This window comes from Erwinia sp. AC075 (assembly GCF_979253995.1).
This window is the reverse complement of record NZ_CEEDEU010000001.1, coordinates 2,316,798-2,332,989: the sequence shown is the minus strand read 5'-3', so window position 1 is coordinate 2,332,989 and position 16,192 is coordinate 2,316,798. Positions and strand designations below refer to the sequence as shown.

Annotated in this window: 19 protein-coding genes; 12 read left to right on the top strand and 7 right to left on the bottom strand. The window is 54.6% G+C overall.

The window, feature by feature from the left end:
- Positions 1 to 75: 75 nt before the first annotated feature.
- On the top strand, positions 76 to 1,182 hold the full coding sequence (locus AC0IXH_RS11010) for a hypothetical protein (RefSeq protein ID WP_013201255.1): 1,107 nt from the start codon (positions 76 to 78) through the stop codon (positions 1,180 to 1,182).
- Positions 1,183 to 1,219: 37 nt separating this feature from the next.
- Positions 1,220 to 1,861, top strand: a complete 642-nt coding sequence (locus tag AC0IXH_RS11005) for a glutathione S-transferase family protein (protein ID WP_013201256.1) — start codon at positions 1,220 to 1,222, stop codon at positions 1,859 to 1,861.
- A gap of 102 nt (positions 1,862 to 1,963) precedes the next feature.
- Here the strand turns inward: AC0IXH_RS11005 and AC0IXH_RS11000 are convergent, their stop codons facing one another.
- Positions 1,964 to 2,209, bottom strand: a complete 246-nt coding sequence (locus tag AC0IXH_RS11000; protein ID WP_013201257.1) for a hypothetical protein — start codon at positions 2,207 to 2,209, stop codon at positions 1,964 to 1,966.
- A gap of 339 nt (positions 2,210 to 2,548) precedes the next feature.
- Here AC0IXH_RS11000 and AC0IXH_RS10995 point away from each other — a divergent pair, with 339 nt between their 5' ends.
- The 4 genes from AC0IXH_RS10995 (at position 2,549) to AC0IXH_RS10980 (ending at position 5,107) form a co-directional block, all read left to right on the top strand.
- Complete coding sequence (locus AC0IXH_RS10995) at positions 2,549 to 2,632, top strand: small membrane protein YohP (protein ID WP_441316267.1); 84 nt, start codon at positions 2,549 to 2,551, stop codon at positions 2,630 to 2,632.
- A 689-nt stretch (positions 2,633 to 3,321) separates the two neighbouring features.
- Positions 3,322 to 3,894, top strand: a complete 573-nt coding sequence (gene pagP / locus AC0IXH_RS10990; protein ID WP_428980670.1) for a lipid IV(A) palmitoyltransferase PagP — start codon at positions 3,322 to 3,324, stop codon at positions 3,892 to 3,894.
- A 151-nt stretch (positions 3,895 to 4,045) separates the two neighbouring features.
- On the top strand, positions 4,046 to 4,255 hold the full coding sequence (gene cspE / locus AC0IXH_RS10985; RefSeq protein WP_004156612.1) for a transcription antiterminator/RNA stability regulator CspE: 210 nt from the start codon (positions 4,046 to 4,048) through the stop codon (positions 4,253 to 4,255).
- Positions 4,256 to 4,678: 423 nt separating this feature from the next.
- The gene (locus tag AC0IXH_RS10980; RefSeq protein ID WP_013201259.1) at positions 4,679 to 5,107 is read left to right on the top strand and encodes a GNAT family N-acetyltransferase; all 429 of its coding nucleotides are present in this window, start codon (positions 4,679 to 4,681) and stop codon (positions 5,105 to 5,107) included.
- On the opposite strand, the gene AC0IXH_RS10975 is transcribed toward AC0IXH_RS10980, so the two are convergent.
- Entirely contained in the window at positions 5,097 to 6,446 is a 1,350-nt protein-coding gene (locus AC0IXH_RS10975) for an aminotransferase-like domain-containing protein (protein ID WP_471720419.1), read from the bottom strand. The two genes, AC0IXH_RS10980 and AC0IXH_RS10975, sit on opposite strands and share 11 nt — an antisense overlap.
- A 134-nt stretch (positions 6,447 to 6,580) precedes the next feature.
- Here AC0IXH_RS10975 and AC0IXH_RS10970 point away from each other — a divergent pair, with 134 nt between their 5' ends.
- The 6 genes from AC0IXH_RS10970 (at position 6,581) to tatE (ending at position 11,319) form a co-directional block, all read left to right on the top strand.
- Positions 6,581 to 7,546 carry a substrate-binding domain-containing protein gene (locus tag AC0IXH_RS10970; protein ID WP_134823695.1) on the top strand — a complete coding sequence of 322 codons (966 nt, stop codon included), beginning with the start codon at positions 6,581 to 6,583 and terminating at the stop codon, positions 7,544 to 7,546.
- Complete coding sequence (locus AC0IXH_RS10965; RefSeq protein ID WP_013201262.1) at positions 7,543 to 8,337, top strand: deaminated glutathione amidase; 795 nt, start codon at positions 7,543 to 7,545, stop codon at positions 8,335 to 8,337. The genes AC0IXH_RS10970 and AC0IXH_RS10965 overlap by 4 nt, the downstream gene beginning before the upstream one ends.
- A 19-nt stretch (positions 8,338 to 8,356) precedes the next feature.
- Entirely contained in the window at positions 8,357 to 9,244 is an 888-nt protein-coding gene (locus tag AC0IXH_RS10960) for an ABC transporter substrate-binding protein (RefSeq protein ID WP_134823697.1), read from the top strand.
- Positions 9,241 to 10,215 (top strand): amino acid ABC transporter permease, encoded by a 975-nt coding sequence (locus tag AC0IXH_RS10955; protein ID WP_013201264.1) that lies wholly within the window; start codon positions 9,241 to 9,243, stop codon positions 10,213 to 10,215. Before AC0IXH_RS10960 ends, AC0IXH_RS10955 begins: the two co-directional genes overlap by 4 nt.
- The gene (locus tag AC0IXH_RS10950; RefSeq protein ID WP_013201265.1) at positions 10,212 to 10,982 is read left to right on the top strand and encodes an amino acid ABC transporter ATP-binding protein; all 771 of its coding nucleotides are present in this window, start codon (positions 10,212 to 10,214) and stop codon (positions 10,980 to 10,982) included. Before AC0IXH_RS10955 ends, AC0IXH_RS10950 begins: the two co-directional genes overlap by 4 nt.
- A gap of 130 nt (positions 10,983 to 11,112) precedes the next feature.
- Positions 11,113 to 11,319, top strand: coding sequence for a twin-arginine translocase subunit TatE (tatE, locus tag AC0IXH_RS10945; protein WP_013201266.1), 207 nt, complete (start codon positions 11,113 to 11,115; stop codon positions 11,317 to 11,319).
- A gap of 108 nt (positions 11,320 to 11,427) precedes the next feature.
- Here the strand turns inward: tatE and lipA are convergent, their stop codons facing one another.
- The 5 genes from lipA to rlpA form a co-directional block, all read right to left on the bottom strand.
- Complete coding sequence (gene lipA, locus AC0IXH_RS10940; RefSeq protein WP_013201267.1) at positions 11,428 to 12,393, bottom strand: lipoyl synthase; 966 nt, start codon at positions 12,391 to 12,393, stop codon at positions 11,428 to 11,430.
- A gap of 166 nt (positions 12,394 to 12,559) precedes the next feature.
- Positions 12,560 to 13,219: a lipoyl(octanoyl) transferase LipB gene (lipB, locus tag AC0IXH_RS10935; RefSeq protein ID WP_041691942.1), complete on the bottom strand. Its 660-nt coding sequence runs from the start codon at positions 13,217 to 13,219 to the stop codon at positions 12,560 to 12,562.
- Positions 13,220 to 13,298: 79 nt separating this feature from the next.
- Complete coding sequence (ybeD, locus tag AC0IXH_RS10930; protein ID WP_013201269.1) at positions 13,299 to 13,562, bottom strand: DUF493 family protein YbeD; 264 nt, start codon at positions 13,560 to 13,562, stop codon at positions 13,299 to 13,301.
- A 133-nt stretch (positions 13,563 to 13,695) separates the two neighbouring features.
- On the bottom strand, positions 13,696 to 14,907 hold the full coding sequence (gene dacA, locus AC0IXH_RS10925; RefSeq protein WP_013201270.1) for a D-alanyl-D-alanine carboxypeptidase DacA: 1,212 nt from the start codon (positions 14,905 to 14,907) through the stop codon (positions 13,696 to 13,698).
- 149 nt (positions 14,908 to 15,056) lie between these two features.
- Complete coding sequence (gene rlpA / locus AC0IXH_RS10920) at positions 15,057 to 16,190, bottom strand: endolytic peptidoglycan transglycosylase RlpA (RefSeq protein ID WP_013201271.1); 1,134 nt, start codon at positions 16,188 to 16,190, stop codon at positions 15,057 to 15,059.
- Positions 16,191 to 16,192: the final 2 nt, after the last annotated feature.

The window sequence follows — 16,192 nt, the reverse complement described above, 5'->3', positions numbered from 1 at the left end:
CTTCTGCGTTACACGGTTAATTATCCTTTTTATTAAACAGGTCTGTGGGCAATTGCCTTTGGGGATGTATGCAGTATGGAAAATGAACAGATTCAGGTGCCGACGCTCCCCGAGCTGCCGCTTAAGGGGATCCCGCAGGAAATACTGCGGTTAGGAAAACGCCTGGCGGACACCAAATATCAGATCGATATGCTCGGGAAAACAGGCTGGGGTGAACTGACGGCCAACCTTCACGGCCTTGAAGCCAGCGGTGAATGGGACGGGCCGGATGATGCCCTGACCTTTTTTAGCAAAATTTTTCCCTTCGCCAGGCTGCCGGCGGAAACCGAACCGCTGGGCATTTTCCGCGTGCCGACGGAGCGGGTGATTGGGCGTAGCTGGCGCTGGTGGCCAGAGCATTTGAGCGCCACCAGTGAAACGAAACTCCTTGAGCACCTGGACGGTCCGATGGCGGCGGAGAGTACCTCATGGTATTTCCTGCCTTCACTTGGGCTGCTGCTGGCTGCGCAGGGGCAAAGCCGGGTGAACTATTGTCGTCTGCGGCATATCCCCTTTATCACCGCACGAGTCAGTAATCTGAACTACCCTCCGGCCGACCGTTTCCGTCTTTATCACGTCACCAAAGGCCAGACGCGGCAGAGTTGGGTGGTGTATAACGACCGTTATCTCCAACCGGTTCAATGGCCGCGTATCACCTTGCCAGCATTAACCACCTATGGGGTGCACAGCGGCAGTTGGCCAGTGACATTTCCGCCGGTCGAGCGTATTTTCGACGCGCTGTATCATCCGCAGCCCGCGGAAGACTTTATTGCGCCTTGTGTCGATCTGAATGCGGTTAAAGAGGCGATTGAAGCGGAAAAACTGGCGGAAAAAGCGGCCAAAAAACCGGTGAAAATGGCGCTCAGCGATATGGATATCACCAATATCTGGCCGGTCAGCCTGACGCTGTCGTTCTTCTTTATCCTGGCGCTGGTGGTGGCAGGGCTTACCGCGGGTGAAGGGATTACCGGCTGTATCAGCCTGCTGGTCTGTGGCATGGCCGGAAGCCTGTTGCTGTTTCTTGCCACGCCGGTGTTTCTGGTGAGCAAGCGCTTACGAAGAAACTATGATAATGATGGATCGGATGAGGAGCCAGCGGAAGAGCCGCTGCAAAAGGCGGAGGCGCAAACTCCCGCGGGCTGAGGATCAAACCTGTTATTAACAGCATAAGGATAACGTCATGCTGAAAGTCTGGGGCAGAAAAACCTCTTCCAACGTGCAGGCGGTGATGTGGTGCATTGCAGAGTTGGGATTACCCTGTGAACGGGTGGATATTGGCCATAAGTACGGTGGCAACGACACGGCAGAATTTCTGGCCATGAACCCGAATGGCACCGTACCGGTGATCCGTGACGGGGAAGGGGAACCGCTATGGGAAACCGGCGCTATCCTGCGTTATCTCGCCAATCGTTATGCTGACAGGACGTTCTGGCCGGCGGATATTGCACAACGCGCGGCAGTGGATAAGTGGGCAGAGTGGGCCAAGATCAACGTGGCCCACAGCTTTACTGCTCCCCTGTTCTGGCGAGTGGTCAGAACGGCGGAAAAAGATCGCGATTATCCGGCCATTGCGGCAGCGCTGTCAGTGTTGAATAGCAAACTGGCAATTGCCGAGGCGCAGTTAAACCAACATGCCTATCTGGCGGGAAATGAACTGACGCTGGCCGATATTCAGTTTGGCCATCTGCTGTTCCGTTATTTCGATATTGAACTCGCCCGCACGCCATTTCCGGCCGTCGAGGCGTATTATCAGCGCCTGCAGCTGCGGCCCGCTTTTGTCGAGCACGTGATGGTTTCCTATGAGGATTTGCGGGTAACCTGAGTGAATGCACGGCCTGAGGAAAGGGCAGACAATCAGCACGCCGCGATTGTCCGCAAAACAAAAGGGCCCTGAGATAAGGGCCCTTAATCAATCACGCCACCGCTAATGCGGCTGAACAAAGCCTGCTTTTACCATCTCATCTCTGAATGCATTGGCAATCACCCGGTTTCCGCCGGTAACGGGATAAATCACGTTATTCACCACGTCGTCCAGGTAATGTTCATTAAACTCCTGGAGGGTGAGCTGCGACCCGCCTTCATCATTGATGGCAATCGATCCTTTAATATGATTGCCGTTGTGTTTGGCCTTCAGGCTATAACGGCCCATGCTGCTATTAATTGTGCTCATAAGATCTCCTTGTTAACGTCATGAAAAAGTCATAGCAAGTGAGTCCATAGCAAATGACACTCATCAGTTTAGTCCCACCGCGCAGTGACATCCTGGTGAGAAAGGTAAAGAAAACGCAGAGCGTGACCGCCATCGCGAAAAAAATCGGGTAGGGGATTTTAACGTTAATTATTTAGCTAACGTTATGACAATAAAGCATTAATTTGGTATCTGGACGCTAAGTGTCTGAACGGGCTTTATTCGCTGGCGTGAGGCGCCGATTGCGCAAAGGAAAAAATCTTCTTCTATACTCAAGCCACTACATCGTAGTGACTTTTTACTGTGGCTGAGGAAAATGGAATGAAGCTAATACTCTGGATTATTGCGATTATTTTTATTGTTGGTTTATTGACCATCACAGGCGTGTTCAAAATTCTGTTCTAAGACTCAGGTGGCAGTGGAGTCCTGCGCGCTGTCACCTCTTCACTTTGTAAAAGGGCGCTTCTGAAAGAAAGATCCTTCAGGCTGATCGGCTTTTTACAGGTTGCACAACGTGCGCCATGATGTTGACCGAACCGATCTCCTCGGGTGGTAAAGACTATCTTCACCTCACCACATTTATTGCAGCGAATTCTCATCAGCTCTCACCTCCTTGCTTTAAGCGTCCTCTGAGTCTACCAAAAAAAATCCGCACATTGATAAATTATACTTATCAGTAAACTCAGGTGATATTCACCGGTAACAAATTGATTAATAAGGATGACCTTAGAGTATGTAGGTGATTATTTCACGTTTGACGATTAAGGATTTTTCTTAGGGCGGGATTTAATTTTGCTTACAGGGGATTCTTAGCAGGAGCAACTGAGCGGGTTTCGTTCATGACGGTAAGCATATGACTACGCTTGCCTGGGATTCATCCTGGAGAAAGCGTGGCAAGGCATTGTTAAAATAGCCTTCAGAAAAAATTGAGCCAGATGCCCGTTAGCTGCATAAAAATAAAGCAGGCACATTCAGCAAGCGTTTAAGCGGCATCGGTATAATGGCTATTTTTACGACGGAACGACATTTGGATTGCTTCTGATTGCCGTTAGTAACAGCGTCTTTTCAACACCATGTGAACGGTAGATCATTCAGTGAAGTCACTAAAACTCCCCCTTTTCTTGCTGGCTCTGTCCAGTCTGTGTTTTGCGCCTTTTGCCGGGGCGATCACCCTGGCGACCGGTATCTCTAATACCTGGACGGCGTTTACTGACAACGTCAGCGAAACCTGGAACACCCCTGATAACTACGATGTGTATCTTCCCGCTGTCACCTGGCATAACCGACTGACCTACGACAGTGATAAAACCGACCGATACAATGAACGTCCCTGGGGAGCTGGTGGCGGGATTTCCCATTACGATGAGAAAGGGAACTGGAACGGCCTCTATCTGATGGCGTTTAAGGACTCCTATAATAAATGGGAACCGATCGGCGGTTACGGCTGGGAAAAGACCTGGCGACCGTTGAACGATCAGGATTTTCACCTCGGTTTAGGCTACACCGCAGGGGTGACGGCGCGTGATAACTGGAAGTACATTCCCATCCCCTTAGTGCTGCCCTTAGCATCAATAGGTTACAGCAAGGCGACTTTCCAGATGACTTATATACCAGGCACTTACAATAACGGAAACGTTTACTTTGCCTGGTTCCGCTGGCAGTTTTAGCTGCGGGAAGCGTGGCGAAAGTATGACGTATCTTCAAAAAAGGCGATATTTATCACTTTTTCGCGGTGGGTGACTGGACAAAAGCCTCGGCAATTGCTGTACTAACCACCGACACAGTTTAGTGTCCATTTTTCATGTAAAGGTAATATAGATGTCTAAGATTAAAGGTAGCGTTAAGTGGTTTAATGAGTCCAAAGGATTCGGTTTCATTACTCCTGAAGATGGTAGCAAAGACGTGTTCGTACACTTCTCTGCCATCCAGAGCAATGGTTTCAAAACTCTGGCTGAAGGTCAGCGCGTAGAGTTCGAAATCACCAACGGTGCCAAAGGCCCATCTGCTGCTAACGTTGCCGCTATTTAAGTTACCAGACAGAATTCTAAAAACCCGCCGATTGGCGGGTTTTTTTTTGCGTTATTTTTACCCCTTTCCGCAGGTGAAAAGGGGCGGTCGGGTCGGCGGTTAGCGGGCGAAATACTGGCTAAGCCAGAGGGCAGCCGCCAACAGGCTCACGGTGACGGCAACAGCTTCAGTCAGGGATTTTGGTAAGATATTCATTGGGTCAACTCTTTGGCTGGTTTTATCAAAGAGTGTGGCGAAACATTATTAAGGAAACATTAATAAACCCGTTTTGGCCAACGGGATCCCGCCGATTTGCCTGCTGGCCTGAAATGCGGCTGCGGGTCTGTAACAACCGCCCGGTTTCTGACACTTGCTTATCCTGCCGGGCAAGCTATAAACATAGGCGAGAGGGCCCTGCATAGGCTCATAACTGGAGGAAGCGTGATGAAAATCCGTCTGGCGGAAGCCAATGACAGTTTTGCCCTGAGTGCCCTGTTAGCCGAACTGGGCTATGAGAATACCGAAGGGTTTATTGAACGGCGTCTTGCACAGTTGATTGATGACCAGACCGAGGAGCTGTTGGTTGCCGTTTATGGCAACACGGTGCTGGGTTTCCTGTCTTTGCACTTTATTCCCCAGCTGGCGCTGGCCGGTGATTTTGCCCGCGTTAGCTACTTCTGCGTGGCAGAAGGTGAGCGCAGCAAAGGCGCAGGACAAAAGTTGCTGCAGCATGCGGAACAGGTGGCAAAGCAGCGGGGTTGCGACCGGATGGAAGTCCATTGCAATGCGCACCGTATCAAAGCCAACGCGTTTTATGCCCGGGAAGGTTACAGCGAATCTCCCCGTTATCTGATCAAAGACCTCAACGAATAGCGCTACTGTCCAGCCCACTGGCCAGCAGCAGAGCGTCGGCAATACTCTCAATGCGGTCACTTTGGATCATTGAGATGCTGACGCGGATAAACTGAATCCCTCCAATGCGGCAGCGTTCCCCTGGCAGGACGGCAATACCGCGTGCCGCCAGCGTGATCATCGCAAACTGCTCCGATTGCACCGGCATAAAAATACTCAGACCATCACGGTCCGGCAGTTCCAGGCCTCGCTTTGCCAGCGCGCTGAGCAGCTCGCGACGACGCTTAGCGTAAATCGCTTTCGCCTGCTGTATCTGCTGCTGGGTCGCGGGATCGTTAATCATCCATGCCACTGCCTGCTGAGTAATGCGGCTGGTCCAGCCGGCGCCAAAATTGCGCCATGACTGAATACGCTTAAGGTGCTCAGACGGGCCAGAAAGGACCGCCAGACGCAGATCGGGTCCGTAAGCCTTGGAGTAAGAACGGACGTGCAGGGTGCGTTCCGGGAAATAACGGCCCAGGCTCCAGACCGGATGCACCGACAATTCGCCGATGCCATCATCTTCCACAATCAACGTCCGCGTACCCATTAACACTTTCGCCAGCGCTTCGCTGCGTGCTTCACTGACCGTATGGCCGGTGGCGGAGTGCGTCCTCGGCTGATAGATAAAGGCGGTTGCGCCTTTATTCAGTAACATCGCCAGCGCGCCAGGCAGCGGGCCGTGCTCATCACAAGCCAGCGGCATCACTTCGGCGCCAATATTGTCCAGAATATCCAGCAGCCTGGTGGCGGTGGGATCCTCAATGATCACCTTTTCTCCTGGCGAAAACAGCGTCTGCACGAGGGTATTCATCGCCGCAAAGCCCCCCTCGGTCGCCAGCCAGACGTCGGCCTGGTAAGGCCAGTCCGGTTTGATCGCCTCCAGCAACGGCTGCGAGATCGGATCGCGCTGGTAGCTGTTGAGCTGTGGGCAAAGAACGCCCTGGCGCATCGCCTCCTGCAGATCGGGCATTAACGTCGGATCGGGGGACGCCATGGCCAGATCGGCGCGGATATTGTCGCCATAATTGCCGATCTTCTCAAAACGCACCGGCCTCGGCGTGACGTTATCGCCACAGACCCACACGCCGCTGCGGCCTTTCCCGGCAATCACCTTCTGCCGCTTTAACTGTCCCCAGGCGGCGGAAACCGTCGCCGGACTGACGCCTAACGCTTCTGCGAGATCGCGAACCGAAGGCAAATGCGTGCCTATCGGGATTTGCCCTTCGCGAATCAGGCCCGCCGTCACCCCGGCAATCCCTTTAACAGAAGCATCGGTAAGGCGTTCAGCAAACCAGCGCAGGTCCAGCGTTGAGGTCATAAGAAATCCGTTTGTTCAGTAACAAAGAAATTATTGTACAGCTATTATTATCGATCTAGTATCGAATTCAAGCAGTAATTGCACACAAATTATGCGCCCCGTTCCGGCGCTCTTCAGGGCAGAGAGAGATAACGATGGTCACGATCAGACTGGCAGTTAGAGATTGGGATTACTTCACGCCGCTGGCGCTGGGCGATATCAAACCGCAGGGGTTTGCGCTGGAAGTGCATCGCGTGGGTACGCTGGTCGGCGACCTGGCGACCAGCAGCGAGTATGACGCGGCAGAAATTTCCTTCAGCCGCTATGCTCAGGGCAGGGCAAAAGGTGACAGCGCCTTACTCGCCTTGCCCCACATCCTGATGCGTGGCTTCCGCCAGCGTTGCATCATCACCACCGAAGACAACCCGATCGTCTCTCTTGAGCAGTTGAAGGGGGCCAAAATTGGCGTGACCGGCTGGCAGGATTCCGGCAATACCTGGACCCGTGCGGTCCTGCGTGAAGCCGGCGTCGATATTGATGATGCTTACTGGTTTGCCGGTCGCCTGACGGCTGACCATCCCGTCGTTGACCGTCTGAACGGTTTTGGCCGTCCGGGCCGCATTGAAGCCGCACCCGGCGAGCACCCGCTGATCGACCTGCTGCGTGCCGGTGAACTGGATGCCGTCTTTACGCCGTTTATGCCACAGGGCTTCTTCCTGAAAGGCTCCGGCCTGCGCCAGTTGCAGACTGATTTCCGTCAGGCAGAACTAGATTACTTCAACCGGGTTGGCTATATCCCTGGCCATCACCTGCTGGCCTTTAAATCTTCCTTTGCCGAAGCCCATCCGGACATTCCTCAGCAGCTCAGCGAGCTGATCGATCAATCGGCCAAAATGTGGAACGACAAGCGTGAAAAGTATGCCGATACCACCCCCTGGTTGTTGGACGATTTGCGACGCACCGCGCAGGATTTACCTGCCGACTGGAACGCAAATGGTTTTGACGCTAACAAGAAGATGATTGCCGATTTCGGCACAGAGCTTTTTGAGCAGGGAATCACTTCTCAATGCCTTACGCCTGAGGATTTGTTCCCGGCCGTGACCAAAGGATCAATACGATGAAAGTTGCATTAGGACAGTTCGCAGTCAGCCGCGAGTGGCAGGAAAATGCCGTGACCTGCACCGGTTTAATGGCCCAGGCGCTGGCCGGTGGTGCCGATTTGCTGGTGTTACCGGAAGGCGTGCTGGCGCGTGATATTGCCGATCCTGATTTGGTGCTGAAGGCCGCACAGCCGCTCGATGGCCCGTTCCTGACGGAAGTCTATGCCGCCAGCCGTGGCAACACGTTGACCACGATGATGACCGTCCACGTGCCCACGCCCGATGGTCGTGCGCTGAACGTGCTGATCGCCATCCGTAACGGCGAAATCATCGCCCGCTACGACAAGCTGCATCTTTATGATGCCTTCGCGATGCAGGAATCCCGCAACGTCACGGCAGGCAATGAGGTTCCGCCGCTGGTTGAAGTTGCCGGCATGAAAGTTGGCCTGATGACCTGTTACGACGTGCGTTTCCCGGAGCAGGCGCGTCGCCTGGTGCTGGACGGTGCGGATGTGCTGGTGCTGCCGGCCGCTTGGGTTAAAGGCCCGTTAAAAGAGATGCACTGGGAAGTGCTGGTCACCGCCCGCGCGCTGGAAAATACCTGTTATATGGTGGCGGTCGGTGAATGTGGTCCGCGCAATATCGGTAACAGCCTGGTGGTGGATCCGCTCGGCGTGGCGATTGCCAAAGCCGCTGAAGCCCCGGCGCTGGTCTTTGCCGATTTAGATCCGGCCCGTATTGCGCATGCGCGCCACGTGCTGCCGGTGTTGGAAAACCGCCGTTTCGCGCGTCCTGAATTGAATAAACAATAAGACACCGGGGAAATTTATAATGAAAAAGATAGCGACCGCCATTGCACTGGCTCTGGGATTAAGTGCGGGTTGTGCCCAGGCCGCAGACGCCATTCCGGCGCAGAAAGTCGATCAGGCGTTACACGACCGTTTACCGGCGGATATTAAAACCGCTGGCAAAATGATCTCGGTAAATAACGGTTCCTTCCCGCCTTATGAGATTGTTGAAGGCCCGACCACCATGACCGGCGCGTCTGCCGATTTAACCGAAGCCCTGGCACAACTGCTGGGCATCAAAATCGAACATGCCACGGTAAGTGGTCTGTCGGGCGTGTTGGCTGGCATTAAGTCAGGTCGCTATCAGTTAGCTATTGGCCCGATTGGCGACTATCCGGACCGCCAGGCTAAAAATGATTTTATCGACTTCGTGCAGGAGTTTGTGGTGTTTGCCGTGCAGAAAGGCAACCCAGCGCAAATCAACGGCCTCGACGATACCTGCGGTAAGCGGATTGCGGTGATGGCGGCCGGCTCTGCTGAGCAGGTGATCCGCAAACAATCTCAGGTCTGTACCGATGCGGGTAAACCGGCGGTGACCGTCCAGTCATTTACCGACCAGCCTTCGTCGATTCTGGCGGTGCGTTCTAAACGGTCCGATGCCTTCTTCTCGTCTCAGGCCCCGCTGGTGTACTTCGTTGACCAGGCGCACGGCCAGCTGGAGTTAACCGGCCAGGGCAAGAAAAATGGTTTTGGCGATATCTTCCAGGGCACCGTGGTTCCTAAGGATTCTGAACTGGGGAAAGTGGTCCTCGACGGTTATAAAGCGCTGTTCGCCAACGGCACCTATGCGGCGATCATGAAAAAGTGGAAGCTGGATGGCAACATGATCAGCGCACCGGGGGTTAACCTGGCGAAAGGGGCGGCGAAATGACAAAAAGCACCACGGATTCACGAGCCAGGGAAACGGCAGACGTGGAACAGCGCGACGTGGCCTTTGCCCGCAGCGCACCGCGTTACGGACGCCTGGCCTCATGGATTGTGGTGCTGGTGATTGCCGCCAACTTTAGCTGGCTGGTGGCCACTAACCCCAATTTCGAGTGGCACGTGGTGTTGCAGTGGTTTACCGAAGGCTCGGTGCTGAGCGGATTAAAGGTGACGCTGGGACTGACGGTGGTGTCGATGGTTCTCGGCACCCTGTTGGGCCTGCTGTTAGCGGTCGCCCGGCTGTCGGATAACCGGCTGATGCGCGGCCTTTCCGGGCTGTATATCTGGTTCTTCCGCGGCACGCCGCTGCTGGTGCAGCTGATTTTTTGGTACAACATGTCGACCTTGTTCCCGAAGATCACCCTGGGTATTCCGTTCGATGGCCCGATCTTCGCCAGCTGGAACACCAACGATTTGATCACCCCGTTAACCGCGGCGATCGCCGGGCTGGCATTGAATGAGGCGGCCTATATGGCCGAAATTATTCGTGCCGGGCTGCAGTCGGTGGACAACGGTCAGGTTGAAACCACCCAGGCATTTGGCATGAGCCGCGCGCGTGCGCTGCGCCGGATTATCATTCCTCAGGCGATGCGCTCGATCATTCCTCCGACCGGCAATCAGCTGATCAGCATGATCAAAGCCACCTCGCTGGTCAGCGTGATTGCGATGGGCGATCTGCTGTATTCGGTGCAGTCGGTGTATAACCGCACCTTTGAAGTGATCCCGATGCTGATGGTGGCGGTGATCTGGTATCTGTTTATCACCTCGATTCTCAATGTCGGGCAGTCTTTCATTGAGCGATATTATTCGCGCGGCGTGCGTCGCTCGGTCTCAGCGACTAAACGTCGCCAGCCGCCAGCGGACAGTAAAACAACGCCGATGGTTAACCGCCCATTAGTCCGTAAGGAGGATGTATGAGTGAAATGCAGCCGCTGGTTCGGGCACGTAACGTACAGAAAAGTTACGGTGATAATGAAGTGCTGAAAGGCATCGATCTGGATGTGATGCCGGGCGAAGTGGTGGTGATCCTCGGGCCTTCCGGCTCCGGTAAATCGACCTTCCTGCGCTGCATCAATCATCTTGAAGATATGAATGCCGGCTCGATTATGGTGGGCGGGCAGCAGATTGGCTATGAGCTGAAACAGGGGATTTTACAGCGCCTGTCGGCCCGTAAAATTGACCGCCAGCGCCAGGAGATCGGCATGGTGTTTCAGCAGTTTAATCTCTATCCGCATATGACCGTGCTGCAGAACATTATTGAAGCGCCGATTGGCGTGCACAAAGAGTCACGTGAAGCCGCGACGCGTCACGCTCGGGAACTGCTGGCAACGGTGGGTTTGAGCGATAAAGCCGATGCCTGGCCGCGTCATCTTTCCGGCGGGCAACAGCAGCGCGTGGCGATTGCCCGCGCGCTGGCCATTCGTCCTAAGCTGATGCTGTTTGATGAGCCAACGTCGGCATTGGATCCGGAACTGGTTGGCGAGGTGCTGGCCACCATGCGCACCCTGGCCGATCGGGGGTTAACCATGGTGGTGGTGACCCATGAGATCGGTTTTGCCCGCGAGGCTGCCGATCGGGTGGTGTTTATGGATGGGGGCGTGGTGGTTGAACAGGGGCCGCCTGAGAAGGTATTGGTGAATCCTGAGCATCCCCGATTCCAGGCTTTCCTCAGCCGGTTTATCTGATATTATCGCGAGAGTATTCTGTACAGAGAACTCTGTTACAGATTGCGGTTGTATTGACCGGCGATCTGCGCGTTAATACACTTTATCGTTATTGGCCTTGTTATTGGTCAGGTTAAAAAAGAAGGTGTGTATGGAAGGTATCAGTATTGCAAAACTGCTGATTATCGGTGCTCTGATCGTCTTGCTGTTCGGAACCAATAAGTTACGTTCTCTCGGTGGCGATCTGGGGTCAGCGATCAAAGGCTTTAAAAAGGCGATGAGCGACGACGACACTTCCGCTAAAAAAGCGCCGGTTGTTGACGAAAAGCCAGCAGAGCAGGTTGTTCACAAAGATTAATCGCCCGCTCAGGCATAAAAAAACGGATGACAGGGTCATCCGTTTTTTGTTTGTGTTGCAATAATGTAAATTATTGTAACGCAGGGCAAGTCACCTCACCCCGTCAATTTATTTCACTTCCAGACCTTTCGCCTGCATATCCGCATGATAAGAAGAACGGACGAACGGTCCGCAGGCAGCGTGGGTAAAGCCCATCTCCATCGCCGCATCTTTCATCTCATCAAACTCCGCAGGGCTGACATAACGCTGAACTGGCAGATGGTGACGGCTTGGCTGCAGGTACTGACCTAAGGTCAGCATGGTCACGCCGTGGCGACGCAGATCGCGCATCACTTCCACGATTTCCGCGTTCGTTTCACCAAGGCCAACCATCAGACCGGATTTAGTCGGCACGTCTGGGTGCGCTTCTTTAAAGCGTTCCAGCAGCTTCAGTGACCAGTCGTAGTTAGCGCCAGGGCGCACCTGACGGTAAACACGCGGCACGTTTTCCATGTTGTGATTAAACACGTCTGGCGGCGTAGCGGTGAGGATTTCCAGCGCGCGATCCATACGGCCACGGAAGTCCGGTACCAGCGTTTCAATCTTGATGGTCGGGTTCTTGGCGCGGATGGCGGTAATGCAGTCGGCAAAGTGCTGAGCACCACCGTCACGCAGGTCATCACGGTCAACGGAGGTGATCACCACGTAGCGCAATCCCATATCGGCAATGGTCTGCGCCAGCTTCAGCGGCTCATTCTGATCCGGGGCAACCGGACGTCCGTGGGCCACGTCGCAGAACGGGCAGCGGCGGGTACAGATCGCGCCGAGGATCATAAAGGTGGCTGTGCCGTGGTTGAAACATTCTGCAAGGTTAGGGCAGGAAGCCTCTTCACAGACGGAGTGCAGGCCATTTTTACGCATCGCAGCTTTGATGCCCTGGATGCGGCTGGAGTCCGCGGGGAGCTTGATTTTCATCCACTCCGGCTTGCGTAAAATCTCCGTGCGCTCGGTGATCACGGTTTTAACCGGGATAAGCGCCATTTTGTCTGCGTCGCGGTATTTAACACCACGTTCCATCTGAATGGGTTTACTCATAATCTTGCAAGTTCCAGGTTGGCATGCGCGATCCGCATAAAACTCAAATAAGTGATCTTGTGTTCAACTTTTTTTGATAAAGCGCAAAAATTATATCATCTCGGCGCGGCAGTTTCAGCCAGCCAGACCGATTAAATGTGACGTAATTGTAAATCCGCACGGACGGTTACTTTTCAATAAGGTTATCGGCGGCCTGCCAGCGAACGTCAGTGATGTTCAACAGTCTGGCAAAATGCGTGATTAACAGCGGCTGCACATCGGCCAGCGTCACGCCAGCTTTCAACGCGCTAAGCTGCGTCATCTCCAGCCCGGCATAGCCGCAGGGATTGATGCGCAGAAAAGGCGACAAATCCATATCGACATTCAGCGCCAGGCCATGGAACGAGCAGCCGTTACGAATGCGTAAGCCCAATGAACAGATCTTTTTACCCTGCACATACACACCGGGTGCATCGGCTCTGGCCGCCGCTTCCACGCCAAAATGGGCGAGGGTGGCAATCACCGTATCTTCGAGGGCGGTCACCAGCTGCCTGACGCCAATTTTCCGGCGCTTCAGATTGATCATCACGTACATGATTTGCTGTCCGGGTCCGTGATACGTCACCTGGCCACCGCGATCGCTTTGCATCACCGGAATATCGCCCGGACCCAGCAGATGTTCGGCTTTGCCTGCCTGACCCTGAGTGAAGACCGGAAGATGATCGACCAGCCAGATTTCGTCGGCAGAGTGCTCACCGCGCTGGTCAGTAAAATCATGCATGGCTTGAGAGATGGGTGCCCAGGGCTGTAAGCCCAGCTGGCGGATGAGTAGGGTATCGTGAGGCAAAACGTCAGTCCTGTTGAGAACAGAAGGGCAGTATAACGCTGACAGAGAGCAGATCCATGCCCGCTGTCAGCGAGAGTTTTTACAGCACCATGCGGACAATTTCGATTTTGCCCAGCTCGTCATACAGCGTTTCCACTTGCTCAATGTGGGTGGCAGTAATGGTGATCGAGACGGAGTGGTAGTTGCCTTTGCTGCTTGGCTTCACGTCCGGAGAGTAGTCACCCGGCGCATGGCGCTGAACAACTTCAACTACTTGATCAACCAGTTCCGGCTGCGCCAGTCCCATTACTTTGTAAGTAAAAGGAGTTGGGAATTCGAGCAGTTCTTTAAGATTGGTTTTCATAGGGGCTCCGGTAACGCCAAAACAAAGACTCCCGCTGTGCGTAGCGGGAGTCTACAGATAACTCAAATATGGGGTGCATTCACGCCGAAATCAAGGGGGCATTGCTGCCCAAATGCGTGCCGGCATGGCGGTCTTAGCCAAACCAGTGATGGAACATCAGCTTAATGTAATCGACGATGCGACCGATGAAGCCACCTTCCTGCATATCGTTCAACACCACCAGCGGATGCTGTTCAATGGTTTTGCCATCCAGCTGGAAGTTGATGGTGCCGACAACCTGGTTTTTCGCCAGCGGCGCATGCAGTTCGGTATTGCTCAGCGTGTAGCTGGCTTTCAGATCTTTCATGCGGCCACGAGGGATGGTCAGGAAGACATCTTTTTCCACACCCAGCTGCACGCGGTCGCTGGTGCCGAACCACACTGGCTCAGAAGCAAACTCTTTGCCTGCTTTCAGCGGTGCCACGGTTTCAAAGAAACGGAAGCCCCAGGTCAGCAGTTTTTTGCTTTCGGTCTCGCGGCCTTTATAGGTGTGACCACCCATCACGGCAGAGATCAGACGCATCTGGCCTTCGGTCGCGGAGGCAACCAGGTTGTAGCCCGCGGCTTCAGTGTGACCGGTTTTGATGCCGTCAACCTGCAGGCTGGTATCCCACAGCAGACCGTTACGGTTCATCTGGCGGATATTGTTGAAGGTGAATTCTTTCTCTTTATACACCGCGTACTCGTCCGGCACGTCACGGATCAGTGCACGGCCAATCAGCGCCATATCACGCGCTGAACTGTACTGGCCATCCGCATCCAGGCCATGAACGGTCTGGAAGTGGGTGTTCTGCAGGCCCAATGCTTTAACGTAGTTGTTCATCAGACCAACAAACGTATCCTGGCTGCCAGCAACATAGTCGGCCATTGCCACACAGGCATCATTACCGGATTGCAGCACGATGCCGCGCGTCAGCTCGGAAACCGCAACGCGATCGCCTGGCTTCAGGAACATCAGGGAAGAGCCTTTGAACACCGGATTACCGGTTGCCCAGGCATCTTTGCCCACGGTAACCATGTCATCCTGCTTGATTTTACCGGCTTTGACCGCCTGACCAATCACGTAGCTGGTCATCATTTTGGTCAGGCTGGCTGGGTCACGGCGAGCGTCGGCATTTTTCTCTGCCAGCACTTTGCCTGAGTTGTAGTCGATCAGCACATAGGCTTCCGCATCGATATCCGGCACGCCTGGGATCATTGTTTTAATGTTCACGTCGTCGGCGTGGGCGAAGGAAGTCAGGCTGAGGGCAATCAGCGATCCCGCCGTCAGGCGTTTGATCAGTTTGTAGGAGGTCAGATTGTTCATGTTTAGGACTACAACATCCATCGGCTAAGTTAAAAAAAGTGACTCACTATAGCAAAAGCAGTCCTGCCCGGCACTCGTCTTTACCATGCAGGTTAACAGCACTTTCAGCCTGTTAGCCCGCACTGAATGCCGGTCAGTATGACATTTCGTTAGGGTGCGACGGTAATAAATGAGGTGAGCTTCGCTTCGCTCGATAACCGCTGCTGCAAGGCGCTGGCCTGCTGGCGAGAGGTGAAGCGGCCCAGCTGAACCCGGTAAACATTGCCGTGGCTGTCAACCGCGCCCGGCACACCAAACTGTTTGCTCAGGGAATTCATCCAGGTTTTGGCTTTGGCTGCATCGCCAACGGCGCCGACCTGCACCACATAGGTGGTGCCGGAAGCGGCAGGGCGGCTGGCAGCGACCGCTGCGGGTGCTGCGACGACGGCGGCAGCGGCTGGCGCAGCAACCGGCGCGGCGACCGGCTCACTGCCTTCCAGCACGCCAGAACGTAACGGCTGCGCGGCACCTAAAAATCCATTGCTGCGTACCGGTGCGCCCAGGCTGTCATCACTGTTGACGTTGGCGTTATCAATTGGACGCGACTCCGGCGCCTGCTGCTGACTGGCCTCCGGTTGTGACGCGGCACTGGCGGCGGCATCGCCACCCATCGTGGTCATCCCGCCGCCCAGGGTGGTCATCCCACCCGCGATATCAGGACGGGCGGGCAGGGCATAGCTCTGTTTGGCGACGGTGGTGCCAATGGTGCCAGGACCCGAGAGCGTGCCATCCGGCGCGACCTTGATGTAATCGATTTTCACTTTGGTGTTATTCGAGATATTCAGGCGATCGCCCGCGGCTCGGGACAGATCGATAACCCGGCCTGGGGTGTAAGGACCGCGATCGTTCACGCGCACCACCAGCTGGCGACCATTGGCCAGGTTAGTGACGCGCACGTAACTTGGCAGCGGTAACGTCGGGTGAGCCGCAGTAAGCGCATCAGGATCGAACTGCTCGCCGGTTGCGGTGCGGTTGCTGCCGGCCTCATCGCCATACCAGGCGGCCAGGCCGGTTTCGCTGAAATTAGACGGATCTTTGACGATTTTGTAAGTCTTGCCATTCACCGTGTAGTCCTGGCTGGTGCCTGGGTTCTGCGGTTCATAACGGGGTTCGGCACCGCCAATTTCCACCACCGGGCCATTGTAGGCCGGTTGCTGTGGTGCGGGTGCCTGCTGCTGTTCATCGGTAGCACAGGCTGCCAGCAATACTGAAGCCAGACCAATCCAAAGCCAATCCTTACGCATGT